We start from the raw sequence: 23,072 nt of genomic DNA, 5'->3' as shown, positions 1-23,072 counted from the left end.
GAAGAAAGGTCATGAGGCGACCCACGCTCGCACTGCTCCTGACAGCGATGCAGATTGCCGGTGGCAGTGCCCTGGCGGCCAACTCCGTACCGGTGGCCGACGCCATCTGGTTCAACGGTCCGATCATCACCATCGATGAGCGCCAACCCGACGCTCAGGCGGTGGCGGTGAAGGATGGCAAGATCCTCGCCGTCGGCGACAAGCAGCAGGTGCTCAAGAACCAGGGCCCGGCCACGCGCATGCTCGACCTCAAGGGCTCCACCCTGCTGCCAGGTTTCATCGACCCCCATGGCCACGTGTCGATGGTCGGTTTCCAGGCCGCCAGCGCCAACCTGCTGCCACCGCCGGACGGTGCCAACAACAGTATTCCCAAGCTCCAGGAGACCCTGCGCAACTTTGAACAGCAGTCGCCTATCCCCGCACAGTTCGGCGTGCTGTTCGGCTTTGGCTATGACGATTCCCAGCTCCAGGAACAGCGCCACCCGACCAAGTTCGACCTCGATGCCGTGAGCCAGGACGTGCCCATCGCCATCGTCCACCAGTCTTCGCACCTGGGGGTACTCAACGGCAAGGCCCTGGAGCTGGCAGGCATCAACGCGTCGACCCCCAACCCGGAGGGCGGGGTGATCCGCCGGATCGAGGGCAGCCAGGAACCCAACGGGGTACTGGAGGAAAATGCGTTCTTCACTGCCCTGGTGAAGATCTTCCCCAAGCTGACCGCAGACCAGGCAGTGGACATGCTCAGCGCCGGGCAGAAGCTGTACATCAGTTACGGCTACACCACCCTGCAGGATGGTCGCTCCTCGCCGGATCAGGTACGGACCGCCATCAAGGCCGCCGGCGACGGCAAACTCCTGGCGGACATTGTTTCCTACCCCGATATTCTCACCAAGGGCACCAAGGAGTTGCTGGTCGCGCCCTGGTATCACCCGACCAATCAACCCGTGGTCTATAACCAGCACTTGCGCATCGGTGGGGTCAAGCTGACCCTTGACGGCTCCCCGCAAGGCAAGACCGCCTGGCTCAGCCAGCCCTACTTCAAGCCGCCCCAGGGCCAGGACGCCAGCTATGCCGGCTACGGCGTGGTCAAGGATGAGGACGTGCTGGCCATCTACAAGGAAGCCCTGGCCAACCGCTGGCAGATCCTCACCCACACCAACGGCGACCGGGCGATCGACCAGTTGCTGACGTCCATGAAAGCGGCGGAAAAAGCCTACCCCGGGGTCGACGTGCGCCCGGTGATGATCCACGGCCAGACCCTGCGCAAGGATCAGGTGGCCCAGCTCAAGCAACTGAAAATCTTCCCCTCGCTGTTCCCCATGCACACCTATTACTGGGGCGACTGGCACCGGGAATCGGTGCTGGGCCCACAGCGCGCGGAGAACATTTCTCCCACCCAGTGGGTGCTCAAGGAAGGCCTGAAATTCACCACCCACCACGATGCACCAGTGGCCCTGCCAGACTCGATGCGCGTGCTGGCGGCCACGGTCAACCGCACCACTCGCAGCGGTTACGTACTGGGGCCGGAGCAGCGTGTGACACCACTGCAAGCACTGAAAGCCATGACTTTGTGGTCGGCCTACCAGCACTTCGAGGAAGACCGCAAAGGCTCGATCACCCCGGGCAAGCTGGCGGACTTCGTGGTGCTGTCGGCCAACCCGCTGACCGTGGCGCCCGCGACCCTGAACGATATCCAGGTGCTCAAGACCGTCAAGGAAGGCCAGGTGATCTACGAGCGTCCGGCCAAGGTGGCACAGCTGCCGCCGTCGTTCGGCATGCATGGCGATCCGTCCTTGCCGACGCCCCCGGGCATCCAGGCGGTGGCTCAGGGCGACGGTGACCTGGGGCCGGCACTGGATGTGATCTACGACAAGCTGGCGCCCGCGCAGCCTTGACGCAGGAATGACCGGGACCAAAAAAGGCGACGCTAAGCGTCGCCTTTTTCATCCTCGGCCGTTCAGATCTTGCTGCCCAGTGCCGTCGACAACACCTCGTCATGCCCATAGATATCCGGGGCATACAGCAGCTGCCCATGGTTGTCGGCCTGCACCGTCCAGTAGCTGAGCAGGATCGGCACCGGCTTGACCAGGCGGAACTCGTGGGTCAGGCCAGTGGACAGCAACTCATTGGTTCGCAGGCGCTCCGCCGGGCTCAGCAGCCAGTCGCGCAGTTGCAACGCCTGTTCGACCCGCACGCAGCCGGAACTGAAGGCCCGCGGCCCTTTGCTGAATAGCGCCTGGCTCGGCGTGTCGTGCAGGTACACGGAGAACGGATTGGGAAAACGGATGGCAATCCGACCCAGCGGGTTGCGCGGGCCGGCGCCCTGGCGCAGGAGAATGTTGCCGGGGCGGTCCCAGTCGATGTCCTCGGGGGCCAGGGGCTGGCCGTTGGCGTCCAGCACCTGCAGGTTCTGGCGACTGAGGAAGTTTTGGTCACGGCGAATTTCCGGCAGCTTGTCCTCTTTCAAGATGGTCGGCGGCACGGTCCAGGTCGGGTTCAGGGTCAGCCGCGTGACCTGGGATTTCAACAGCGGCGTCTGGCGTTCTGCGCGTCCGACCTGGGTACGGGTCTGCCAGACCACCGCATCATGTTGATAGAAGGTCAACTGCGCCGCGGCCACGTTGACCAGTACCAGGTTCGGCTCAAAATCCTGGGCCAGCCAGCGCAGGCGTTCGAGGTTGATGCGCAATTGCTCGCGACGCTGGGCCGGGGTGATGTTCAGCTCCTTCAAGGTGCCCGCACCGACCACGCCATCGGCTTGCAGCGAATGGCTGAGCTGGAAGCTCTTCACCGCACTCACCAGGTCGTCGTGGTAGGCGTTATCCGGGTTGGCCGAGGTGTTCTGCAAGTAGCCGCCGAGGTACAGGCGCTGGGCCAGTTCCGGAACGCGCTTGTCCTGCATCTCCGGGCGCAGCAGCTGTCCGCTGGCCACAGCCTGCCAATGGGGCAAGGGTTGCTGGCGCTGTTTGGCATAGGCCTGGCGCAGGTTGCGGTACTGCTCGAGGTGCGGGCGCGCCTGCTCGAAAGCTGCGGCGAGGTTTTCAATACCCGGCACGGCAATCGCCAGCAGCGTGACCTGACGATCATCTGGCAGCGGCTGGGCTCGCCACACAGGCTCGAAACGGGTCTGCGACAGACGCCCATAGTGCAGGTCCTGCAGGGCTCGCAGGTACTGGTGGGTGATATCGATATCGCTGCACAGACCATCGCTTGCCGCCACCGGCAGGCGGTACTGCCCCGGCTCCAGCCCGTCATCGAGCATTTGCGTCAACTGCGCCTGCAGGGCGGCCAGCCGCCCCTCGACGGACCATACCGGCTGCTCGCCATGGCGCTGGTAGAAGCCCTGCAACAACTGTTGCGTGGGTGAGTCCAGGCGCGGCGCCAACGCCGGACAAGTCGCCGCCAGTTGGGTCAACGCCAACTGCATCGGGCTCGCCGCCACCGCTGGCAAGTCCGCGGCCAGCGCGACCAATGGCGCTGCGAGCAAGCACAGGCTCAAGTAACATGCGGGTTTTTTGAACAACTGCTTTACTCCAATCCGTGGCCGTCAGCTTGAGGGCCAATCGTTACGGCAGATACGGAAGATAATCAGGCCTGGGTATTAAACATATAGACCAGGCTGCCGGGGGAACGACAGGACGTCAGGAGCAAATTTGACCATGGGGACGCTCTATACATGTTGACCTTCTTGTGCCGATTCTGCCTGGCGGCCATCGCCTTGGGCGCCATTTGCAGTCCTTCTTTCGCCGCCAGCAAAGCTCACCCCACAACCAGCCCCGCGCTGTACGCCAGCCTCGCTCACGCCGCTCCGGAACTCAATCCCCAAGCACTGAAAAGTGCCCTGAACGCCATGCAATGCGCGGTCAACAGCGGTGCCCGACAAGCCCGGCACCTGGCGGTGATCGACTACTCCCAGCCCTCCACCGCCCGGCGCCTGTGGATCTTCGACCTGCGCAGCAAAAAACTGGTTCTGCGCGACCTGGTGGCCCATGGACAAAAGTCCGGGGAAAACTTCGCCACCCAATTCTCCAATCGCCAGGGCAGCTACCAATCCAGCCTGGGCCTGTTCCGCACCCAGGAAAGCTACGAAGGCAGCCACGGCTATTCCCTGCGCATGGACGGCCTGGAGCCCGGGATCAATGACCGCGCCCGCGACCGCGACATCGTGATTCATGCCGCCGACTACGTGAACCCGCTCTGGAGCCAGCGCCAGGGTCGCATCGGCCGCAGCCAGGGCTGCCCGGCCGTGCGTCCGCAAGTGGCGCGCCAGGTGATAGACAAGCTCAAGGATGGCCAGTTCATGTTTTCCTGGTATCCGGATAAGCGCTGGCTCAAATCGTCTGCCTACCTCAACTGCCAGCCGCGGCAAGTGGCGAGCATTCTCGGTGCCAATGGCGGCTGACCGATAGCGGCCCACAGGTTTGTTTGACGTGGCGCAGCGAGCCCAAGCCCAACCGGGTTAGACTCGCGGCACGCCCCTTTCAACCTGAAGCAGCCTACTTCGAGCAACAGCCGAATGACCCCACCACAAATAGACCTGTTCCCTGATTTCATCCAGGACCCGCACCAGCTGTTCAGCCACCTCAAGGACTCGGTGCTCTGGGACGAGCGCATGCGTGCGCGCAAGACGGCAAGTTTTGGCGCCCCCTACGACTACTCGCAAATCACCTACCCGGCCGTGCCAATGCCCGCGGCCCTGGAGCAACTGTGCTCGCCCATCGAGCAACGCCTGGGCTTTCGGCCCAATAACTGCCTGCTCAACTGCTATCCGGATGGCCACTCGTCCATGGGTTTCCACTCCGATGCCAACGAGCAACTGGAAGCCGGTACCGGGGTGGTGATCCTGTCCCTGGGTCATCCCCGGCTCATGGTCTTTCGCCACAAGCAAACCGGCGCGACGTTCGACTATCTCCTGGCCAGTGGCTCACTGCTGCATATGTCGGATGCCCTGCAAATGGAATGGCTGCACGCGATCCCCAAGGCGCCGGACGCCGGCGAGCGCATCAGCCTGTCGTTTCGCCTGCTCAAGGTGCAGTAATGCTCGACCCGGTCAGGATCGCCCCTTGACTCGGGTCCCGGCCTGTCGACAATGCCCACCTGTCACTACCGCTGCTCCCGAGGCCCCATGCAGTTGCTTCCCTGGTCCTACCCGTGCCCCGAAGGTTTCACCCTGCGCGGCCTGCGCTCGCCGCCCTCGGGCAAACCGCTGCTGCACTTTCTGCACGGCAACGGTTTCTGCTCGATGGCCTACCGCCCCATGCTGGCGCTGCTGGCCGAGTCGTTCGACCTGTGGCTCAGCGACGTCCAGGGCCACGGCGATACCGACCATGGCGGGCCCTTCCTGGGCTGGAACCGCACCGCAGAACTGGCGGCCGAAGCCTTCGAGGCCGGGCTCGGCGCCTATGGCGAAGTACCGCGCTACGCCGTCGGCCACAGCTTCGGCGCCGTGCTCACCTGCCTGATCGTGGCCGAGCGGCCGCAGCTATTTGGCAAGGCCGTGATGCTCGACCCGGTGATCTTTACCCCGTCGATGATCGGTTCGCTGAAACTGCTCTCGGCCCTGGGGCTGAACCGTCGTCACGCCCTGGCACGCAAGGCCGCCCTGCGCCGCCAGCACTGGCCGGACCGCGCCTCGGCCAAGGCCGCGCTGGCCAACCGGGGGATCTTCAAGGGCTGGAGCGACGAGGCCCTGAATGCCTATGTCGAGCATGGGCTCAAGGACGACGGGCAAGGCGTGGCACTGAAATGTGCACCCGAGCGCGAAGTGGACATCTTCAGCACCTTCCCGCGGCGCCTGTGGCGCTCGCTGCGCCAGATAGAAACCCCAAGCCTGGTGATCCACGGACGCGACAGCTACCCCTACGTGGCCCGTTCGGCCCAGCGCTGGGCCGCGCTCAATCAGCACCTGCGCACGCAGGTGATCGAGGGCCAGCACTGTTTCATGCAGGTCAACCCGGCGCAAAGCGCAGGCTCCATCAAGGACTTCCTGCACGACGTGGCTCGCTGAAACCTGTCATCCAGACACCCGCGACGGATGTCATTATGCTATCATTGTCGGGTTTTCAGTCAGGGGTCGTGCGCCCCTCCGACGCTGGATAACCCTCGATAAAGGCGCCGCCTAGATGCGCCTCCCGCCTGCCTTGTGTGCAAAAGACCGATGGCGCCATGGAGCCTGCTCCACAGCGCGCCGCACTGATGCAAACCGCGATCGCTATCGCCGGTTGGACTTTTTGCCGCCACAAGGAACACCGTCATGCTCTTGAGAACGATGAACATTTCCCGCCGCGCAGGGTTGAGTTTTGCCCTGATCGCCCTACTGGCACTGGGACTGGGGGGCTTCTCGTTGCTGGAAATGCAGCGCATGAACCAGCAGTCCCTTGAGGTCGACCAGAACTGGCAGCCGTCGATCGTGGCCGCCAACGCCGTGGCCCTGACCAGCACCCAGATCCGCACCATTACCCTGCGCATGCTGGTGGTACGCGATAGCAACGATGTCCAGGCGTTGCTATCGCGTGTCAGCCAGCTCGACGAACAGCTCAACCAGCAGCAAGCCACCTACGAAAAGCTCATCAGCGAGCCTGAAGAGCGCGCGGCCTACGAGCGTTATGTCAGTGCCAAGGCGCTGTACATCAAGGACCAGCATCAGGTGGTCGAGCAGGTACGCCAGGGCCACAAGGAAGCGGCGATCGACATCGTCGACGGCGGCCCGTTCCTGGCCAATGCCGATACCATGCTCAAGGAACTGCTGAGCATCATCGACATCAACACCCGCGGCGGGGTCGCTGCGGCGGCGCAAAGCAACCAGGTGTTCCAGGGCGCCATTGGCATGGTCCTGCTGATGATGCTGATCGTGGTGGCCTTGACCATCGCCCTGGCAGTCCTGCTGACCCGCAGCATCGTGCGCCCTCTGGGCCAAGCGGTGAGCGTGGCCGAAACCATCGCCAGCGGCGACCTGGGCCAGACCATCGCCGTCAGCGGCAAGGATGAACCGGCGCGCCTGTTGCAGGCCCTGCAAACCATGCAGGACAGCCTGCGCACCACCCTGCAGCGGATCGCCGACTCCTCCAATCAACTGGCCTCGGCCGCCGAGGAACTGCAAACGGTTACCGACCACTCCAGCCAGACCCTGCACCAGCAAAGCAATGAAGTGGAACAGGCAGCCACCGCCGTCAACGAGATGACCGCCGCCGTGGAAGAAGTGGCGCGCAACGCCGTCAGCACCTCGCAAGCCTCCCAGGAAACCGACCGTACCGCCCATCACGGCCGCGAGCAGGTACAACACACCGTCGACTCCATCGGCCAACTGGCCGCAGACGTGACCCAGACCTGCGAGCGGGTCGAGCACCTGGCGGTGGACGTGCGCAACATCGGCCAGGTCCTGGAAGTGATCCGCTCGATTGCCGAGCAGACCAACCTGCTGGCGCTGAATGCCGCCATCGAGGCGGCCCGGGCCGGGGATGCCGGACGTGGCTTTGCCGTGGTCGCCGACGAAGTGCGGGCCCTGGCCCATCGCACCCAGCAGTCGACCCAGGAAATCGAAAGCATGATCAACACCATCGAGGAAGGCACCGAAGGTGCGGTCAGCGCCATGCGCACCAGCAACGAACGGGCGCACCTGACCCTGGAAGCTGCCCGCGCCTCGGGGCTGGCCCTGGACCAGATCACCCAGGCCATCACCATGATCAATGAGCGCAACCTGGTGATCGCCAGCGCCAGTGAAGAACAGGCCCAAGTGGCCCGGGAAGTGGACCGCAACCTGATCAATATCCGCGACCTGTCGACCCAGACCTCGGCCGGGGCCAATCAGAGCAACGCCGCCAGCCAGGAACTGGCGCGGCTGGCAGTGGACCTGAACGGCCTGGTGACCCGCTTCAAGCTGTAGCCACAGCGGCTAGCTCTGCGCGGCCAGCGCTACCGCGTCAATAGGCGTAGTGGGCGATCACTTGCCGGACCTTGATCAAGGCCTCGCGCAAACCGTCCATGTCCACCGAGCCCAGCGCCAGGCGGATGGCGTGGGGCACCGGAGCGGCGCTGACAAACGGCTCGGCGGTGGACACCGCGACGTTCTCGCGCAGCAGCGCCATGGCCACCTGATCGGCGCGCACTTCCTCGGGCAACGGCAGCCAGAGGAAGTACGAGCTGGGGTGGCTGATCTGCTCCAATCCACCCAGTAACTCCCGGGCCAGTGCCTGGCGCTGGCTGGCGTCCTCGCGTTTCTGCTGTTCCAGGCGGGCCACGGTGCCGTCCTCGATCCAGGCGCAGGCCATGGCCGTCATCACCCCGGGAGTGTTCCAGGTGGTGCTGCGGATCGAGCGTTCGAGCAGCGGCACCCAGGCCAGCGGTGCGACCACATAACCGACCCGCAGGCCGGTGGCCACGCTCTTGGAGAATCCGGACACATAGACCGTGGCCTCCGGCGCCAATGCCGCCAGGGGCACCGGCGGATCCTCTGCGAGAAATGCGTAGGCCCCATCCTCGATGATCAGCAGCCGATGCGCCCGGGCGATCGCCACCAGCCGCTCACGCCAGGCCAGGTCCAGCACCCAGCCCATGGGGTTGTGCAGGGTCGGCATGGCGTACACCGCCCTCACCCGCCGATGCCGGCACAGACGCTCGAAGGCATCCAGATCCGGGCCCTGGTGGGTCAGCGGAATGGCCAGCAGCTCCACGCCATGAGCGTCGGCCACTACTTTGAATCCGGGGTAGGTCAAGGCATCGGTGGCCACCACGTCACCGGGCTTGAGCAGCGCCATCACCGTGGTCGCCAGCCCGTGCTGGGCGCCGCTGACCATCAGCACTTGCGCGCCTTCCACCGTCAGCCCGCGACAGGCCAGATGCCGGGCCACCAAGGCCCGTTCATGGGGGCGTCCGGCGTGCGGCTGGTAGCGCAGCAAGGCTTCCAGGTCCCCGGAAGACGCCAGTTGGCGCAGTGCACCACGCAATAATTGCGCCTGCCCGGGCAAGGCCGGGTAGTTGAAGTTCAGGTCCAGGGTGCCGGCCGCCGTGACTTGCTGGTCCACCCCCTGTCCAGGCGGCAAGGCGGTCTCCCGGACAAAGGTGCCACGCCCGGCTTCGCCGCTGACCAGGCCCATGGCTTCCAACTCGGCATACACCCGCGAAGCCGTCACCAGCGCCAGGCCGTGGTTGGCCGCCAGCTCGCGATGCGTCGGCAGACGGGTGCCGGGGGCCAGGACACCGGCACGGATGTCGGCGGCAAACGTGTCGACCAACTGTTTGTAGCGGGCGCGGGCCATAGGCGCTGTATCCATGACAATTTTTTGATTGTGCTGATTTTCAATCCTAGGATGCGCTCAACGCAAGGTTCGTCGCATTGGCCACGGACCGGCCCCGCCAACAGCAGTGAGCACCCCCTGAATGGAACAGACATCGAACCTGCAGTCCCCTGTGCTGGAAAACACCACCCGCGGCTGGCTCAACGGCTTTATCGGGGTGCTGATCTTCAGCGGCTCGCTACCGGCGACCCGGGTCGCGGTGCTGGAATTCGATCCACTGTTCCTCACCATGGCCCGGGCAACCATTGCCGGGGTCCTGGCCCTGTGCATTCTGCTGCTGTTCAAGGAGCGGCGTCCGAGCAAGCAGCAGTTGCTGCCTCTAGCCATCGTCGCCCTCGGCGTGGTCCTGGGCTTTCCGCTGCTGACCGCCCTGGCCCTGCAGTACGTGACCTCGGCCCACTCCATCGTATTTGTCGGCCTGCTGCCCCTGGCCACGGCAGCGTTCGGCGTGTTGCGCGGCGGTGAGCGTCCACGCCCGGAGTTCTGGCTGTTCTCGATACTGGGCAGCCTGCTGGTGGTGGGTTATGCGCTGTCCCAAGGCCTCACCGCGTCGCCCAAGGGCGACCTGCTGATGCTCCTGGCCATACTGGCCTGCGGCCTGGGTTATGCCGAAGGCGCCAAGCTGTCGCGGACCCTGGGTGGCTGGCAAGTGATCTCCTGGGCCCTGGTATTGTCATTGCCGATCATCGCCGCACTGGCCCTGCTCAGTGCCCCGCCGACCTTCAGCGGCATCAGCCTGCCGGCCTGGATCAGCCTCGGCTACGTCTCGCTGTTCAGCATGCTGATCGGCTTTGTCTTCTGGTATCGCGGGCTGGCCCAGGGCGGGATTGCTGCGGTCGGGCAATTGCAACTGCTGCAGCCATTTTTCGGCCTGGCCCTGGCGGCGGGCCTGCTGCATGAACAGGTCAGCCTGGGCCTGCTCGGGGTCACTGTGGCAGTGATCCTGTGCGTGGCCGGGGCGCGAAAGTTTGCCAAGTGAAGGTCAAGGCAGTGGCAGCGGTCATCAGGCCTGCCACTGAATACGGTGGGGAGGTGCAGCAAGAACCGTGAACGGTCCCGGGAACTAGGTTGGAGAGATAGTAGCAAGCGCACCGATTGCGACGGTCAAGGCTAAAAATCCAAACAAGAAAAACGCCATCTTAGTCATCAGGCCTCCTGAACATTAGGTTTGCGGTGCAGCGGACCAGGTCTCCAGCCGGGAGACCAAGTGGGCGCGCCATTTTCGAACCTTGGCTGTTCTGATTACATAGGCAGATAAGCAAGAAAAATACGGATCAGATGAAAAACCGGCGAGTGGTTCTCCCCTCTTCAGCATAGTACTGGACCCCGATCCGGATGCTCTGCGCCCCTTGCGCCCGGCGCAGGGTGTTGAATGTCGGCCCGGGAATAACAGATAGGCCGACAGATCCGGTCTGGCGCATGAAGTCCGCGTGAGAAGGCATGGGTTCTCCTGGATTACCGACGGGCCAACTTGTACCGAACGCAATCCTCGTAGAAGCTTTTGCGCAACACCTCGGGCTTGATCCGCGAGCCACTGTCGTAGGTCTGCTCAGTGATCCCCAAGGCCATCATGCGCATCCAGCCCTTGTTGAACTTGTAGGCCTGAATCTTCTGCCGCGCCGCATACAGCGACACCCCGGACAACTTCAGCTCCTGGGCCCGGGCAGCAGTCCCCGCACCCCAACTGCAGACATAGCGGTCATTGGCCAGCAACTCCCTGGCCTGGGCCGCTCCCACCCCACCCAGCAGGGCAAACGAAGTCAGCGTAATCAACACATGGCGCATTTATCGGACACCTAACCACCTGAAAATAAAGTGATTTTGCCGATGTTTCCGCCGGTGCGGGGCCAGCAAATTGCCTTATTGATCAAGGCAAAGTGCCTGCCACTGCTGGCCAGTCATCCGGTACAGGCGCACCGGCCGCTGATGAAACTGCATCACCTGGTACTCGCAGAACCCGGCTTTCTCCGCCACCCGCAGGGAAGCGCCATGGGCCGGTTCGATAATCACCACGACCGAGGCCAGGTGCCGCTGGCCGAACACCAAGCCCAGTACCCCTCGAACCGCTTGCGACGCCAGCCCCTGGTTCCAGAAACGCCTGGCCAGGCGATAGCCCAGGTTGGCCTCTTGCACCCCATCCAACTGCTCCGGCCCAACCCCACAGAATCCCACCAGCTCGCCACTGACCTTCTCCACCAGGGCCCAAGGGCCCATTCCATGCTCGGCGTAGCACGCCAGGCACCAGTCGATGAACTGGAGAGTGGCCTGTTGGTCACAGACTCCGCGCAAGGAGTGCTTCATCACTTGGGGGTCACTGAGGATTGCGCTCAATACAGGCAGATCATCACGGCTCAGGGGACGACCGATGAGACGTGGCGTCTCGAATAATTGCACCTCTGGGGCTCCTTCCCTGGCTGGCTCCCCAGGATACTGCCACAAACAGCGCCTCCAGGGCCGTGGCCAGACACCCCAGGCAACGGCTGCGAAACCGCCGACCTTGAGGCCTGACAACCCGTACTGCAGGCGGCCTGCCTGCGGCTCGGGCCTGTATTCCAAGCAGGAATACAGGCATGAAAATCATGCATTTTATTTATCCCGCTGGATCTCTTAGCGTGTCCTTCCCCTACTGGAGATGATGCCGTGACCGCTTCCTGCCCGCGCCTGTATGTCGACGCTCAATTCACCAGCCCCTACGCCCTGTCGGTCTTCGTGGTACTGAGGGAAAAGGCCATCGACTTTAAACTGCTGCCCCTGGACCTTGAAGCGTGCGAGAACCAGGCGCCCGAGTACACCCGACTGTCCCAGACCCAGCGCGTGCCGACCCTGGTGCTCGACGGTTTTGCCTTGTCCGAATCCTCGGCCATCAGTGAATACCTGGAAGACTTGTTCCCCGACATCCCGGTCTACCCGCGCACCCCACAACAACGGGCCAAGGCGCGCCAGGTCCAGGCCTGGTTGCGCAGCGACCTGCTGCCGATCCGCCAGGAACGCTCGACCCTGGTGGTGTTCTATGGCTGCCAGGGCCAGCCGCTGTCGCCGCAGGCCGAATCGGCGGCGCGCAAACTGATCGCGGCCGCCCAGGAGCTATTGGCGGATGGCCGCGAATACCTGTTCGGCCAGTGGTCGATCGCCGATGTCGACCTGGCGCTGATGCTCAACCGCCTGATCCTCAATGGCGATCCGCTGCCACCGGCCCTGGTGGAATATGCCGCGCGCCAATGGCAGCGACCGGCAGTCCAGGAGTGGCTGAAGTTGCCGCGACCGGCGCTGTAGTCAAATCAACTCTGCGGCTGGCGCAGGTAGGCAAACATATGCTGCGCGTACTCGGCCTTGCCCAGGGGCACGCCGTTATGCCGCAGGATGTTGTAGGCCGTCACCAGATGGAAATAGAACTGCGGCGTGGCCCAGTTCAGCGCGTACTCCTCGCCGCTCATATCGAAGGTGATGGCATTAGGCAACGCGATGGCCACGGCCCGCTGCCCGCTGCTCTCGATCACCTGGCGATCCGCAGCAGCAAGAAACGCCAGGGTGTGTTCGATCAGCGCCTTGGCCTCGGCCATGCTGGCCGGTGCTTGCAGTGCTGTCACCGGTAGCCCGCTCAGACGCTGGACCGCTTCCCGGGCCTGGGTACAGGTGAAACGCACCTGTGCCGCCAGGTCATACATGTCCGGTGCCAACCGTGCATCCAACAGGTTCTGCGGATCAAAACCCAGCTCCCGGGCCCGCTCCTCGCCTTTGCACAGCAGGGTGTTCAAGGCACGCAACATCTGAGCAAAGCAGGGTACGGTCATCGCGTAGATCGACATGGCTGTTCCTCGTGGGGTCATTGCCTGAGAGAGCCCGGAGGCGCTATTGCTCAGTGTATCCGCGTCAAGACCGACTGAATCCTAGCAGCTGAACACCCAGGTCCAGCCCCAGTGAGCCTGCAGAAAAGTACCCTTGCCCCCCATCCGGCTGGTATGGTGCGGCCCTGTGAAAATACACCGCCTGACCCTGAGGAAAATGACCTTGAGTAGTGACGCAAAAATGACCGGGGACCTGTTCGAGGTCGACAAACGCCTGGCACTCAAGCCCATCGTCGACTTCAACAGCTACCTGCGCGCGGCCTTCGCCGACGGCCCCTGCGCCTGTGGCCGTTGCGTCGCCAGCCAGGGTGACGAGAGCGGCTACCAATACCAGCACACCTTCAACTTCGCCGGCCGGGTGGTCAACCGCCGCTTCGCCTCCACCGCCGGCAGCGATGTCCTGCTGGCGCTGAAGAAAGCCTGGCTGTCCTTCACCAAGGCCGAGTTGCAAGCGAGCGGCAACCTGGAGCTGGAAACGGTCAAGGATTTTGTCGAGCCCGAGTTGCACAAACTGCTGGTGCCACTGTTCGTCGCCAGCGGCCTGACCAAGGAAGTGGATGGCCAGTTGCAGATTCAGGTGCAAGCGGCGGCGTAACTGCCCCATCGCGCTTCGGTGATTGCCCCGCCATGCGGGCCCTGTGAATTCGCAAACCATGACCATGCACAACCAACATCAAGGCAGTTGCCTGTGCGGCGCGGTGACTTACCGGGTGTCCGGCGAGCTGAAAGCCGTCACCCATTGCCACTGCCGCAAGTGCCAGAAGAGCCATGGCGCAGCCTTCGCCAGCTACGCCAGCGCGCCCCGCGCAACCGTCAGCATCAGCGACGATAGCGCGGCGCTCAAGGACTATGAATCCTCCCCGGGGGTGCTGCGCCAGTTCTGCTGCCAGTGTGGTTCCTCGCTGTTCTGGTGGGATGCACAGGGGGAGTTTTCCACCTGGATGTCCATCGCTATCGCGACCCTGGACACACCGTTTGCAGCCCCCAGGCAGAAACACCACTGCGTGGCGATGAAGGCCAGCTGGCATGAGATCAGCGATCACTATCCACAGCTAGAATGATCGCCACAGGCAAACCCGACGGCGGCGCCAGGCTTGCCAGCCGCCCGGCCCCAATCGCAATGGATGCTCCTGAAGATGACTCAACCCTTCAGCTACGTATGGCTGCTGCCACTGCTGGAAAGGCCCCATGAGTCAGTGACAGCCGACCTCGACAACGCCATCGCTGCACTGAATATTGCCCCGCCACTGCCCGAGCCCATCGCCTTGCGCGAGGTACTGCTGACCGCCCTGGGGTCCGACTCCGAATACTGGTCGCGATGTGCCGCCCGGTGGTTGGAACAAGGCTTTCCACTGGATGCCGACCTGTGCGAGAGCGTGCTGCTCTACGCCTCGCGTAAAATGTTCAGCCAACCCATCCGCCACACACTGGTCAGGCTCGTCAAACGCTGGCAACGGCTGAACGATCTGGTGTAATACCCCTCCTCTTGCACCTGATCCTCCCCCCCACAAGCCGCCTTACCCGCCACCCACCACGGCGCTGCCTCGGTCAGTCGAGCAAGCCTGCTTGCTTGAGCATCTCGCCCAGTCCTGCAGGCACCAAAGGCGTTTGCGCAGTGAAGCGGCTGCTGTCATGCCAACAGGCGATGAAGCGGGCGCCGTCGCTTTCCTGGGCATCCAGATGAGTGCGCTGATAGACACTCGGGTCTTCGAAGCGGGCGTCGTAGACCTGGACGATTTCATGACCGGGTTTACCGTCGTACACAAACAGGCTTTCCAAGGTACCGATCAAGCTCAGGTGGTTGATGGACAACCCCAACTCCTCCTGCACTTCCCGGACAATCGCCTGGGCACTGTGCTCCCCAAAGTCGATGCCTCCGCCAAGCGGACGGAACAGCATCTGTTGCTGATCCGGATCGTGGAATTGATTGACCAGAATCTTGCCGTTGTGGTGAAAGACGCAGAGCGCCAGGGCGCGGATACGTGATTCAGTCATGGGATGAAGTCCGTTTGCTGGATTGAGGCGCGGCATTAGAGCATGGTGCGAAGCCCATCAGCCAACGTCGAAATACTTCACCGGCACCGCCTCCATCGCCGTCCCGAGTTGCGGGGCCAGTTCGCCGCGGTTCAGCACTGGCCTCTTGCAGTGCAGAAAAGCGCGTCAGGGGTTGGCGCAGCAGCAGGCCATCGGCCCATTCCAGGCACAGCGTTGTCGCTAATAGGGTTGTCGCGCATCAGGCAAGTCCTTCCTGGCAATGTCTTGAACAAAGGTTCGCCATCTATGGCTTGACCGTCTGTGACGCCCTCCGTCGAGTCGGGGCCAGTTGTCTGAGGCCCGTGAGCAGTATCCCGGCCACCAGGCCTGGCAGTACGAAAGCCATGACACCATGAGTCAGCAGTGGCACCCAGAAATCCAGGCCCGCAGACAGCCCCTGCGGATTGAGCGGCGCGCCCGGAGCCCCCGAGAACAGCCAGAGCACCAGGCCACTGAACGCGCCACCGATGACATAGCGCCAGCGACTGGCAAGCAGAAACTCCACCAGCCATAGCAGCGGCCAGGACACCAACATGCTGACCCAGCCCCCCACCGTCGCGCCGAACAAAAAGGCCGCCAGGGTTTCCGAGCCCTTGGGAAGAATCCAGGCAACGATGCTGCCCAGGGTCACGCCACCGGCCAAAGGCACCGCCACCACCCGCCACCAGCCCTGGCGCGCAGCCCCATGGCGGGGCAGCGGAAGCCTCTCTACGGCATGGAGCATCAGGCTCGACAGCGCTCCCAAGGTCAGCCCTGCGGTCACCGACAACAGCAACAACTGGGTCGAGGACATGCGCAGCAACAGGCAGGCGACCAGGGCCTGGATCAGGCCGCTCAGAACATGCCGGCCCCTGAACCCCGGGCAACGCCGATCGCCCCACAACAACAAAGGAATGCCCAGCACCAGGGCGAACACCGTACCGAACAGAAAGCCCGAGAACAGCTGCGTGGCGTTCCAGCCATTGATCAGCCCCTTGGCCACCCCATAGACCAGGCCACCACACAACAGCACGGCGCATAAACGGAGTTCCGGGTTGGGTCTCATCGCGTCCCTCATGGATGGGTATCGTGCAGGACGTTCAAGAGTAACGGTTTGCCTGCCGATAACAGGCTCCATATCGCGCCGAACATTCGGCCACGACAACGGCTGCAAAAGGTCAGGAATCGATGCTCTCCGAACAACAAGCGTGCGCCATCGTGCTGGCGCGGCACGCCGGCATTCTACGGGACGGGATCGAGGAGCGCTTCGTTATCCAGTCCTGTGAATTGTCGGCGAACGGCGACTATTGGGTGGTGCGTTGCAACACCGAAGACTGCGTGGTGCATGGCATCACCACGCTATGTTATGTCGGGGTCAACGCCCATCTGGTGAACCTCGGGACCGGCGAAGTCGAGACGGTCCCCAGCCCTGTCAGTATCGAAGACCATCTGCAGGACTGCTACGATCGGAATATCGCAGCAGGCAGGCCCTATGTGCTGGCGCCAACCTTCGGCCGTGACAACCAGCCGGCCATGATCAACCTGCGCCAAAAACTGGCATGCTCCTATCCCGAAGTCATTGCCCTGCTGTCCGAGGAGCAACGCCATTGGCTCACCGGCACCCGCAGACAGTTGCAGGAAGCCCAGCAACTGCTCGCCAGCCAGGGCATTGCAACCGCCATTGAGCTGACACCGCAAGCACTAGGAGCCGTGGCCATCGGCGTCGAAGTCTGGCATGTGGATGCGGCCATCAAGGCGTTGCGCAATAGACTGCAATGACTGCACTGTCGCGACTCAATCAGGAAACGTTGCCACGACCATGAAAATCTACCTCGACGATGAACGCCAAACCCCTCAAGGCTGGGTGCGCACCTATTGGCCGGACGAAGTCATCGAGCTGCTGCAAGCCGGCGGCGTCGAAGAGGTCAGCCTCGACCATGACCTGGGAGATGATCAACGCGGCACCGGCTACGACGTGATCCTGTGGATCGAAGAAGCCGTGGCCCTGCACGATTTCTGTCCGCCAGTGATTCACGTGCATTCGGCCAATGCCTCCGCCGTGGAAAAGATGCGCGCGGGTGTGCAATCGATACGCCAGCTCGCACAAAAGCACAGACAAGACCACGAACTGAAGCGTTAGAGGCGCCGGAATCAATGAGCGGCATCCTGTATGGATTCATCCATTGCTTCAAGGCCACCCAAGACGCCGAAGCCCACAATCAAGCGGTGTTGCAAAGCTTGCCGCTGACCGGCGCACTGATCATCAGGCCGCTTTTCAGTGTGTTGCCCAATAGCCGAGGACATTGCTACTACGGTCACCTGATGCACTTTTCCAGTTTCATGAAAGACAGTTACGGCTTCGATGAATGTTGGCTGGAACAGTACGAGGCGTTGCTCGAGCGTTTGTTCTGGGACAGCTCCGAGGTGCTGCATACCTATTGCGGTGAACGTCGGACCTGGGGTTCGAAAGGCACCACAGAGCTCTCGCGGCCAACAGCAATGAACATCTGCACGAGGAGCCTGTACCCCTCGTACCATGATCTGCAACTGATTGTGGACGTGGATGCCGCGATCATCCCGCGCAAAACCTGAATCGCGAATCAACTCAAGAGCTGCGCCGTTTCGCCACGTTTTCAGCTCCGGTGTCCTGGACACGGTGCATGCCAGAAGCACAGCTGTTTGGCCCAGTAAGCAAGCCCCCAGACATCACCGAGCGACAACGTCCGCCCTCAGAAGCGAGCACTGAACCAAATCATGATGGCCCCCCAGCCAATACCCCGCCTCTCGTGCAAGCCCTTCCCGGACAAACCCTGCTCGCTCCAGCAATCTGAGGGACGCCAGATTCTGCGGATGCACCTGGGCCTCGATCCGGTTCAACGCCATCTGTTCGAAGCCCCAGCGGACAATGGCCTGCAGTGCCTCCGCCATCAGCCCCTGGCCTTGCGCCGAACGTGCCAGCTCGAAACCGATGGCGCAACTGCGCCACTGGCGGTTCCATTTGAACAGGCCGCAGGTGCCTAGCAGGCCCTGCCCGGCTTTGCTCTCGATGCCCCAGCGAACGCCGGGATTGGCCAGGGTCCGCCAACTGGCAAACAATGCCAGCAGCTGTTCTGCCTGGGCATATTCGGTCAGTGGCTCGGTGCCGAACCACTGCATGGTTTCGGCGTCGCGGTGAATCGCGAACAGCACGGGCACGTCAGCCTGGCTCAGTTCTCTGAGGATCAGGCGCGGGGTGTCGATAACGGGAAAATCACTCATGTGGATGGTTGCGGGTCCCTAGCCCGTGAGCTTGTTGCTGATGATGCGGGCATATTCGCTCTTGATCTGTTCATAGCCGTACTGCTCTTCCAACCGCTTCACGGTGAAGTGCCCCCGGGCCATGTCCTGGTAAAAATCGGTGAACAGCGCATTGATCGCGGCGCCGGTAAAGGCTCCGATCACCGGCACCGCCTGGGCGGCGAACTTGCTGGAAATGGTCACGCCATAACGCGCCGCGACTTTCTCGATCAATACCGCCAGCCACTTGCCCGCCATCCCCGGCGACAATTTGCTGGCCACTTTGCTGCCCTGCTTGGCGGCGATCGCCGCCAGCTCCTTGGACAGTTGCTGCATGGCCTGGGTGGTGAAGCTGCGGGTGATGTAGTAGCCGGTCTCGGTGGCATCATCGGCCTGGCTGTTGCCGCCCATGGCAAATACTTCGATGCACGCCTGCTTGGTGGCGAAGTCGTTCAAGTCGAAACCTTCACTGCGCGCCACATCGGCCACCGAGCGCATCATGATGGTGGTGGAAATCGGCAGCTCGACAAACAGCGCGGCAAATCCGAAGGCACCACCGACGGCGCCCGAGGTGGCGGCATAGACTTTGTGCAACAGCGTCGAGGCCTGCTTTTTCGGGTGGTTTTCCAGGCTCCACAGCGCCGCATCGGCAGACGTATGCAGCGCTGCCGCCACCGCACCGTTGATCTTCTTCGCCACTGAACCGGGCAAAGCCCTCACCGCGCTTTCAATCGGCGAGCCGAGCAAGCCGGACAGGCGCGCCGTCAGGGAGGGCGACTCCAGCAGAGCAACGGCGCGCTTGAGGTCTTTATAGTCCTGCGGGTTGTCTCTGATACTCACGACCTTCTCCTGACAATGAACCGTACACCCAGTGCAAGGTAATGAGTTTGCACAGCACGCTCAAGATATCCGCAACCCGCTGCACGCGCCTATGGCGACGATCCACCGGGGCTTGTCGAAACCAGCACCGGCCCGATCCCCAGCCAGCGCCGGCCTCTGGCACCTGTCAAAAAGTTCATTGGGCGGGGAACAAGGTGAAATGTCGCCCGCTCTAGGATTAGCCCAAGCCCGCAACTACTGCGATGGCTGAACCTGAAGACTGGAGACTGAGCATGAAAACCCTTAAAGCCCTTTTGATCCTGACCTTGATGAGCGCCTCTGTAGCGGCGATGGCAGAAGGCGGTGGCGACACGGTGATGGCGCGGATGGAAGCGGCCAGAGACGCGGCCATGACCACCCACCAACAGTCCGAACAGGTGACCGCGGTTGCCAGCAATCAGAAAGCGGCCGCCAGCGATGCCGCGCGCTCGAACTGAGCGCAGGCGCGACCTGACAGATCGCTTGGCAGCCAGCCACCTGTTCCTGCGCTTTGAGCGTCATGAACACGGTCTGGAGCACTGCTGCAAGGACGCACCCACAGAGCCGCTTGCTCGCAGTATTGCAGTAGGGGTTCACAACTTTGGAAAGGTTGCAGAGCTTGGGCCTGGGTTGCGGGGTGCCCCGACAATCCAGGTGCCGCCTGGCCTGGAATCAGTAACGCGGCGGTTGCCAGCGAGCCGGCGGCGCATTCCTAGTCACTGGCTGCGGCGTCTTCCGGCAGGCCCTGGTCATCAAGGCAATAACCTGCGCCCGGTATGGTCACGATCAGCGGCGCACCAAAGCCTTCTTCCAATTTGCGCCGCAAGCGATAGATGTGCTTGTCGATAACGTTGTCATTGGGGTCGAACTCGTAGTCCCAGGCACTTTCAAGCAACATCGAGCGCGTCACCACCTCGCCGCCATGGCGCATGAGTTTTTCCAGGATCAAGGCTTCACGGGGGGCCAGGGTAATAGTCCGCCCCTTGCGCGAGAGCGCGCGCGCGGCGCAATCCAGCGTGAGCTCGCCCACGCACAAGCTGCCCTGCGCGCCCGGTCGCGGATCACGGCTGCGCACCAGGGCATCCAGCCGCGCCAGCACCTCGATGAAGGCGTAGGGCTTGCCCAGGTAATCGTCGCAGCCGGCCTGCAGCCCCTCGACACGCTGCTGGGTCGAAGCCAGGGCGCTGAGCATCAGGATCGGCGTGGCCCGGTCCTGCCTGCGCAACTCGCGGACCAACGACAGGCCATCCATGCCGGACAGTGACCGGTCGACAATCAACACGTCATAGATACCCTCCAGCGCCATGGCCAGCCCATCGCGGCCATCCTCGGCGGTATCCACCACATGCCCGCTCTCACTCAAGCCCCTTAGCAGGTAAGAGGCGGTACGCACATCATCCTCAACGACCAAAATACGCACATTGACCTCACAGGCACTCAACTAAACTTTTTTTCATCTTGCCGCCAGCCCGGTGTACAAATTGACTCGGCACACTATGCCACCAACCAGGCGGCTTGACCTGCGCTAGCCACGCCTCTCCTATCCGGAACCCTGAACCACGCCTATGACTCACGTACTGGTTATCGAAGATGATCCTGTCACCTCCCGGGAGATCGAGGCGGCGCTGCACGACCATGGCTTCGATGTGACCCTGGTGGACAACGGCCGTGAGGGCTTGCTCAGCGCCATCAGCGAGACCTTCGACCTGATTGTCCTCGACCGGATGCTGCCCGGCGCCCTCGATGGCCTGGGCATGCTCACCGCCTTGCGCGCCGCCGGCAATACCACCCCGGTACTGATTCTAAGTGCGCTGAGCGCCCTGGACGAGCGGGTGCGGGGCCTGCGCGCCGGCGGTGACGACTACCTGACCAAGCCGTTCGAGTTCATCGAGTTGACCGCTCGCCTGGATGCCTTGAATCGTCGACGGACACCCGCAACAACCCACCAGCGCGACAGCCGCCTGCGAATCGGCAACCTGGAAATCGACCTGCTGCGACGCTCCGTGCGCCGGGGCGAGCGGCAAGTGGAGCTGCTGCCCCGGGAATATGCGCTGCTGGAATACCTGGCGCAGCATGCCGGGCAAGTGGTCACCCGCACCATGCTGTTTGAAGCCGTGTGGAACTACAGCTATGACGAGCGCACCAACGTGATCGACGTCCATATCGGTCGCCTGCGGCACAAGATCGATGCCGAGAACGACAGCCCAATGCTCCACACCATTCGGGGGTCGGGCTATGTCCTACGTGCGGCTGAGTGAGATCCCACGCACCATCAGCTTTCGAACGGCGCTGTTGTTCCTGGCGTTGTTTGGCTGCTCGTTCTTTGCCCTGTTCGGCTACATCTACTGGCAGACCACCGGCTACCTGCTGGCCGAAGTGGATACGGCGCTGCATCTCGAAGTCGACCGCCAGAACACTCAACCACCTGAACTGCGACGCCAGGAGATCCTCAAACATAACGAGCAGGACCCCCAAGGGCGACTCCCCTACAGCCTGTTCGATGCCGACGGCAAGCTCATCGTCGGCGCCATCGCGCAATTGCCGGCCTTGCGTCACTACGACCGGCCGGCAGAGTTCATGTGGGACAAGGCCAGCGGCCATGATCGGCCGATCCGCTTCCTCGCTCATCGGCTGGAAGACGGCAGCACCCTGCTGATCGGCCAGGACATTCATGATATTCGCGAGTTCGATGAACTGCTGGTCAACGCGCTGGTTTCCGGGGGGGCCTTGCTGTTGGTGGTCGGGCTACTGGGCGCCATCGTCCTGGGCATCTCCGCTCGCAGGCGCCTGGACATCCTGACCCGCTCGATCAAGAACATCGTCGAGGGCGATCTCAGCGAACGCCTGCCGACCCGAGGCAACCACGACGATATCGACCGCATCGCCGGTGTGGTGAACGGCATGCTGGATGCCCTGGAACGGTTGATGAGCGAAGTCAAAGGCGTCTGCGACGATATCGCTCATGACCTGCGAACCCCGTTGACTCGCTTGATCGCCGGGCTGGAGCGAGCGCAACGGCGCAACCTGACGGCGCCGGAGTATGACGCGGCGATTGCTAGCGCACTGGAGGATGCCAAGGGCTTGATGCAAACCTTCCGCGCGCTGCTGCGCATCTCGGAGATAGAAGGCAGCGCCCGGCGCAGTCACTTCACCCCCGTGGACCTCAACAAGATCTGCGCGGACGCCGTCGAGCTTTTCGAACCGCTGGCAGAAGAGCGCGGCATGACCCTGGCGTTCACCCCCAGCAACCGCGCCAGCCTCGTCATGGGCGACGCTCAATTGCTCTTCGATGCCACCTGCAACCTGCTCGATAACGCCATCAAGTTCTCACCCGATCAGAGCCAGGTCGAGGTCATGGTCCTGGCGGACGCGACTCACCGCACCATCAGTATCCGCGACCGGGGGCCCGGCATACCGGAGGCGGAACGTGAAGCGGTTTTCCGCCGACTCTATCGCTCCGAATCCAGCCGCCATACGCCCGGCAATGGCCTGGGGCTGAGCATGGTTTCCGCCGTGGCACGCCTGCATGACATGACCCTCCAGGTGCGCGATGCACAGCCCGGGTGCCGGCTGGACTTGATCGGCCACGCCTACAACGCCTGAAGCCGCGTATTCACCCAGGACATCGCCAGGCGCCATGCAGCACCGTGGAGCCTGGCTCACCCACGGGGTACTTGCACCGATATAACCGCCAGGCATCTGGCGGCCCGCGCGACCTGCGCCCGCCTCCCTCGCAACTGACCACTGCCCTGCCCTACCCCAACCCAACCCGTCCCGCCCCACCCAC

Annotated in this window: 27 protein-coding genes and 1 pseudogene; 17 read left to right on the top strand and 11 right to left on the bottom strand. The window is 62.9% G+C overall.

The window, feature by feature from the left end; translation table 11 throughout:
- Positions 1–11: 11 nt before the first annotated feature.
- Positions 12–1,895: an amidohydrolase gene (locus GV818_RS19350; RefSeq protein WP_161777251.1), complete on the top strand. Its 1,884-nt coding sequence runs from the start codon at positions 12–14 to the stop codon at positions 1,893–1,895.
- 62 nt (positions 1,896–1,957) lie between these two features.
- On the opposite strand, the gene GV818_RS19345 is transcribed toward GV818_RS19350, so the two are convergent.
- Positions 1,958–3,523, bottom strand: coding sequence for a L,D-transpeptidase family protein (locus GV818_RS19345; protein ID WP_161777250.1), 1,566 nt, complete (start codon positions 3,521–3,523; stop codon positions 1,958–1,960).
- Positions 3,524–3,676: 153 nt separating this feature from the next.
- Here GV818_RS19345 and GV818_RS19340 point away from each other — a divergent pair, with 153 nt between their 5' ends.
- The 5 genes and pseudogenes from GV818_RS19340 to GV818_RS35055 all read left to right on the top strand — a co-directional run bounded on the left by GV818_RS19340 (position 3,677) and on the right by GV818_RS35055 (position 7,882).
- Positions 3,677–4,402 carry a murein L,D-transpeptidase catalytic domain family protein gene (locus tag GV818_RS19340; RefSeq protein WP_161759087.1) on the top strand — a complete coding sequence of 242 codons (726 nt, stop codon included), beginning with the start codon at positions 3,677–3,679 and terminating at the stop codon, positions 4,400–4,402.
- A 114-nt stretch (positions 4,403–4,516) separates the two neighbouring features.
- The gene (locus GV818_RS19335; protein ID WP_161759086.1) at positions 4,517–5,038 is read left to right on the top strand and encodes an alpha-ketoglutarate-dependent dioxygenase AlkB family protein; all 522 of its coding nucleotides are present in this window, start codon (positions 4,517–4,519) and stop codon (positions 5,036–5,038) included.
- An 87-nt stretch (positions 5,039–5,125) separates the two neighbouring features.
- Positions 5,126–6,007, top strand: coding sequence for an alpha/beta fold hydrolase (locus GV818_RS19330; RefSeq protein WP_161777249.1), 882 nt, complete (start codon positions 5,126–5,128; stop codon positions 6,005–6,007).
- A gap of 246 nt (positions 6,008–6,253) precedes the next feature.
- A pseudogene (locus GV818_RS35060) lies at positions 6,254–7,027 on the top strand (MCP four helix bundle domain-containing protein); the annotation flags it as partial.
- Complete coding sequence (locus tag GV818_RS35055) at positions 7,019–7,882, top strand: methyl-accepting chemotaxis protein (RefSeq protein WP_372242106.1); 864 nt, start codon at positions 7,019–7,021, stop codon at positions 7,880–7,882. The pseudogene GV818_RS35060 and the gene GV818_RS35055, both read left to right, overlap by 9 nt.
- A 37-nt stretch (positions 7,883–7,919) precedes the next feature.
- Here the strand turns inward: GV818_RS35055 and GV818_RS19320 are convergent, their stop codons facing one another.
- The gene (locus GV818_RS19320) at positions 7,920–9,254 is read right to left on the bottom strand and encodes a PLP-dependent aminotransferase family protein (protein ID WP_161777319.1); all 1,335 of its coding nucleotides are present in this window, start codon (positions 9,252–9,254) and stop codon (positions 7,920–7,922) included.
- 121 nt (positions 9,255–9,375) lie between these two features.
- On the opposite strand from GV818_RS19320, the gene GV818_RS19315 reads away from it, so the two are divergent.
- Complete coding sequence (locus GV818_RS19315) at positions 9,376–10,272, top strand: DMT family transporter (protein WP_161777248.1); 897 nt, start codon at positions 9,376–9,378, stop codon at positions 10,270–10,272.
- 295 nt (positions 10,273–10,567) lie between these two features.
- On the opposite strand, the gene GV818_RS19310 is transcribed toward GV818_RS19315, so the two are convergent.
- The 3 genes from GV818_RS19310 to GV818_RS19300 form a co-directional block, all read right to left on the bottom strand.
- The gene (locus GV818_RS19310) at positions 10,568–10,735 is read right to left on the bottom strand and encodes a hypothetical protein (RefSeq protein ID WP_161777247.1); all 168 of its coding nucleotides are present in this window, start codon (positions 10,733–10,735) and stop codon (positions 10,568–10,570) included.
- 13 nt (positions 10,736–10,748) lie between these two features.
- Positions 10,749–11,078 carry a hypothetical protein gene (locus GV818_RS19305; protein ID WP_161759080.1) on the bottom strand — a complete coding sequence of 110 codons (330 nt, stop codon included), beginning with the start codon at positions 11,076–11,078 and terminating at the stop codon, positions 10,749–10,751.
- Between the two features lie 75 nt (positions 11,079–11,153).
- Positions 11,154–11,687 carry a GNAT family N-acetyltransferase gene (locus tag GV818_RS19300; protein ID WP_161777246.1) on the bottom strand — a complete coding sequence of 178 codons (534 nt, stop codon included), beginning with the start codon at positions 11,685–11,687 and terminating at the stop codon, positions 11,154–11,156.
- 246 nt (positions 11,688–11,933) lie between these two features.
- On the opposite strand from GV818_RS19300, the gene yfcF reads away from it, so the two are divergent.
- Positions 11,934–12,566: a glutathione transferase gene (yfcF, locus tag GV818_RS19295; RefSeq protein WP_161777245.1), complete on the top strand. Its 633-nt coding sequence runs from the start codon at positions 11,934–11,936 to the stop codon at positions 12,564–12,566.
- Positions 12,567–12,571: 5 nt separating this feature from the next.
- Here yfcF and GV818_RS19290 read toward each other — a convergent pair whose 3' ends face one another.
- On the bottom strand, positions 12,572–13,099 hold the full coding sequence (locus GV818_RS19290; RefSeq protein ID WP_161777244.1) for a DUF1993 domain-containing protein: 528 nt from the start codon (positions 13,097–13,099) through the stop codon (positions 12,572–12,574).
- 196 nt (positions 13,100–13,295) lie between these two features.
- Here GV818_RS19290 and GV818_RS19285 point away from each other — a divergent pair, with 196 nt between their 5' ends.
- The 3 genes from GV818_RS19285 (at position 13,296) to GV818_RS19275 (ending at position 14,613) form a co-directional block, all read left to right on the top strand.
- Positions 13,296–13,733 carry a hypothetical protein gene (locus GV818_RS19285; RefSeq protein WP_161759174.1) on the top strand — a complete coding sequence of 146 codons (438 nt, stop codon included), beginning with the start codon at positions 13,296–13,298 and terminating at the stop codon, positions 13,731–13,733.
- A gap of 64 nt (positions 13,734–13,797) precedes the next feature.
- Positions 13,798–14,199, top strand: a complete 402-nt coding sequence (locus tag GV818_RS19280) for a GFA family protein (protein ID WP_161759173.1) — start codon at positions 13,798–13,800, stop codon at positions 14,197–14,199.
- Positions 14,200–14,274: 75 nt separating this feature from the next.
- Positions 14,275–14,613, top strand: a complete 339-nt coding sequence (locus GV818_RS19275; RefSeq protein WP_161777243.1) for a hypothetical protein — start codon at positions 14,275–14,277, stop codon at positions 14,611–14,613.
- Positions 14,614–14,686: 73 nt separating this feature from the next.
- Here GV818_RS19275 and GV818_RS19270 read toward each other — a convergent pair whose 3' ends face one another.
- Positions 14,687–15,133 carry an NUDIX hydrolase gene (locus GV818_RS19270; protein WP_256667608.1) on the bottom strand — a complete coding sequence of 149 codons (447 nt, stop codon included), beginning with the start codon at positions 15,131–15,133 and terminating at the stop codon, positions 14,687–14,689.
- Positions 15,134–15,416: 283 nt separating this feature from the next.
- Positions 15,417–16,217: a hypothetical protein gene (locus GV818_RS19265; protein ID WP_161777241.1), complete on the bottom strand. Its 801-nt coding sequence runs from the start codon at positions 16,215–16,217 to the stop codon at positions 15,417–15,419.
- Positions 16,218–16,339: 122 nt separating this feature from the next.
- Here GV818_RS19265 and GV818_RS19260 point away from each other — a divergent pair, with 122 nt between their 5' ends.
- From GV818_RS19260 to GV818_RS19250, 3 genes are read left to right on the top strand one after another with little or no spacing between them, the layout of a single operon-like run.
- On the top strand, positions 16,340–16,930 hold the full coding sequence (locus GV818_RS19260) for a hypothetical protein (protein ID WP_161777240.1): 591 nt from the start codon (positions 16,340–16,342) through the stop codon (positions 16,928–16,930).
- Between the two features lie 40 nt (positions 16,931–16,970).
- The gene (locus GV818_RS19255) at positions 16,971–17,291 is read left to right on the top strand and encodes a cyclic-phosphate processing receiver domain-containing protein (protein ID WP_161777239.1); all 321 of its coding nucleotides are present in this window, start codon (positions 16,971–16,973) and stop codon (positions 17,289–17,291) included.
- Between the two features lie 14 nt (positions 17,292–17,305).
- On the top strand, positions 17,306–17,743 hold the full coding sequence (locus tag GV818_RS19250) for a hypothetical protein (RefSeq protein WP_161777238.1): 438 nt from the start codon (positions 17,306–17,308) through the stop codon (positions 17,741–17,743).
- A gap of 114 nt (positions 17,744–17,857) precedes the next feature.
- On the opposite strand, the gene GV818_RS19245 is transcribed toward GV818_RS19250, so the two are convergent.
- Both GV818_RS19245 and GV818_RS19240 read right to left on the bottom strand, forming a co-directional pair.
- Positions 17,858–18,409 carry a GNAT family N-acetyltransferase gene (locus GV818_RS19245; protein WP_161777237.1) on the bottom strand — a complete coding sequence of 184 codons (552 nt, stop codon included), beginning with the start codon at positions 18,407–18,409 and terminating at the stop codon, positions 17,858–17,860.
- Between the two features lie 18 nt (positions 18,410–18,427).
- Positions 18,428–19,267, bottom strand: a complete 840-nt coding sequence (locus GV818_RS19240) for an EcsC family protein (RefSeq protein ID WP_161759069.1) — start codon at positions 19,265–19,267, stop codon at positions 18,428–18,430.
- Positions 19,268–19,539: 272 nt separating this feature from the next.
- On the opposite strand from GV818_RS19240, the gene GV818_RS19235 reads away from it, so the two are divergent.
- Complete coding sequence (locus GV818_RS19235) at positions 19,540–19,743, top strand: co-regulatory protein PtrA N-terminal domain-containing protein (RefSeq protein ID WP_161759068.1); 204 nt, start codon at positions 19,540–19,542, stop codon at positions 19,741–19,743.
- 254 nt (positions 19,744–19,997) lie between these two features.
- Here GV818_RS19235 and GV818_RS19230 read toward each other — a convergent pair whose 3' ends face one another.
- Entirely contained in the window at positions 19,998–20,705 is a 708-nt protein-coding gene (locus tag GV818_RS19230) for a response regulator transcription factor (protein WP_161759067.1), read from the bottom strand.
- A gap of 145 nt (positions 20,706–20,850) precedes the next feature.
- Between GV818_RS19230 and GV818_RS19225 the strand changes: the two genes are divergently transcribed.
- Together GV818_RS19225 and GV818_RS19220 are read left to right on the top strand one after the other, a co-directional pair.
- Complete coding sequence (locus GV818_RS19225; RefSeq protein WP_161777236.1) at positions 20,851–21,543, top strand: response regulator transcription factor; 693 nt, start codon at positions 20,851–20,853, stop codon at positions 21,541–21,543.
- Positions 21,521–22,888, top strand: a complete 1,368-nt coding sequence (locus tag GV818_RS19220) for a sensor histidine kinase (protein WP_178125000.1) — start codon at positions 21,521–21,523, stop codon at positions 22,886–22,888. Before GV818_RS19225 ends, GV818_RS19220 begins: the two co-directional genes overlap by 23 nt.
- Positions 22,889–23,072 lie beyond the last annotated feature (184 nt).

The organism is Pseudomonas sp. Fl4BN1 (assembly GCF_009908285.1).
In the GTDB taxonomy this organism is placed as follows: Bacteria; Pseudomonadota; Gammaproteobacteria; order Pseudomonadales; family Pseudomonadaceae; genus Aquipseudomonas.
This window is presented reverse-complemented; position numbering and strand designations above follow the sequence as displayed.

Excerpts from the sequence above, each read along its gene's own strand:
- GV818_RS19350 (WP_161777251.1), top strand. The coding sequence starts at position 12 with ATGAGGCGACCCACGCTCGCACTGCTCCTGACAGCGATGCAGATTGCC.
- GV818_RS19340 (WP_161759087.1), top strand. The coding sequence starts at position 3,677 with ATGTTGACCTTCTTGTGCCGATTCTGCCTGGCGGCCATCGCCTTGGGC.
- GV818_RS19335 (WP_161759086.1), top strand. The coding sequence starts at position 4,517 with ATGACCCCACCACAAATAGACCTGTTCCCTGATTTCATCCAGGACCCG.
- GV818_RS19330 (WP_161777249.1), top strand. The coding sequence starts at position 5,126 with ATGCAGTTGCTTCCCTGGTCCTACCCGTGCCCCGAAGGTTTCACCCTG.
- GV818_RS35055 (WP_372242106.1), top strand. The coding sequence starts at position 7,019 with ATGCAGGACAGCCTGCGCACCACCCTGCAGCGGATCGCCGACTCCTCC.
- GV818_RS19320 (WP_161777319.1), bottom strand. The coding sequence starts at position 9,254 with ATGGCCCGCGCCCGCTACAAACAGTTGGTCGACACGTTTGCCGCCGAC.
- GV818_RS19315 (WP_161777248.1), top strand. The coding sequence starts at position 9,376 with ATGGAACAGACATCGAACCTGCAGTCCCCTGTGCTGGAAAACACCACC.
- GV818_RS19310 (WP_161777247.1), bottom strand. The coding sequence starts at position 10,735 with ATGCCTTCTCACGCGGACTTCATGCGCCAGACCGGATCTGTCGGCCTA.
- GV818_RS19305 (WP_161759080.1), bottom strand. The coding sequence starts at position 11,078 with ATGCGCCATGTGTTGATTACGCTGACTTCGTTTGCCCTGCTGGGTGGG.
- GV818_RS19290 (WP_161777244.1), bottom strand. The coding sequence starts at position 13,099 with ATGTCGATCTACGCGATGACCGTACCCTGCTTTGCTCAGATGTTGCGT.
- GV818_RS19285 (WP_161759174.1), top strand. The coding sequence starts at position 13,296 with ATGACCTTGAGTAGTGACGCAAAAATGACCGGGGACCTGTTCGAGGTC.
- GV818_RS19280 (WP_161759173.1), top strand. The coding sequence starts at position 13,798 with ATGCACAACCAACATCAAGGCAGTTGCCTGTGCGGCGCGGTGACTTAC.
- GV818_RS19275 (WP_161777243.1), top strand. The coding sequence starts at position 14,275 with ATGACTCAACCCTTCAGCTACGTATGGCTGCTGCCACTGCTGGAAAGG.
- GV818_RS19270 (WP_256667608.1), bottom strand. The coding sequence starts at position 15,133 with ATGACTGAATCACGTATCCGCGCCCTGGCGCTCTGCGTCTTTCACCAC.
- GV818_RS19265 (WP_161777241.1), bottom strand. The coding sequence starts at position 16,217 with ATGAGACCCAACCCGGAACTCCGTTTATGCGCCGTGCTGTTGTGTGGT.
- GV818_RS19260 (WP_161777240.1), top strand. The coding sequence starts at position 16,340 with ATGCTCTCCGAACAACAAGCGTGCGCCATCGTGCTGGCGCGGCACGCC.
- GV818_RS19255 (WP_161777239.1), top strand. The coding sequence starts at position 16,971 with ATGAAAATCTACCTCGACGATGAACGCCAAACCCCTCAAGGCTGGGTG.
- GV818_RS19250 (WP_161777238.1), top strand. The coding sequence starts at position 17,306 with ATGAGCGGCATCCTGTATGGATTCATCCATTGCTTCAAGGCCACCCAA.
- GV818_RS19245 (WP_161777237.1), bottom strand. The coding sequence starts at position 18,409 with ATGAGTGATTTTCCCGTTATCGACACCCCGCGCCTGATCCTCAGAGAA.
- GV818_RS19235 (WP_161759068.1), top strand. The coding sequence starts at position 19,540 with ATGAAAACCCTTAAAGCCCTTTTGATCCTGACCTTGATGAGCGCCTCT.
- GV818_RS19225 (WP_161777236.1), top strand. The coding sequence starts at position 20,851 with ATGACTCACGTACTGGTTATCGAAGATGATCCTGTCACCTCCCGGGAG.
- GV818_RS19220 (WP_178125000.1), top strand. The coding sequence starts at position 21,521 with ATGTCCTACGTGCGGCTGAGTGAGATCCCACGCACCATCAGCTTTCGA.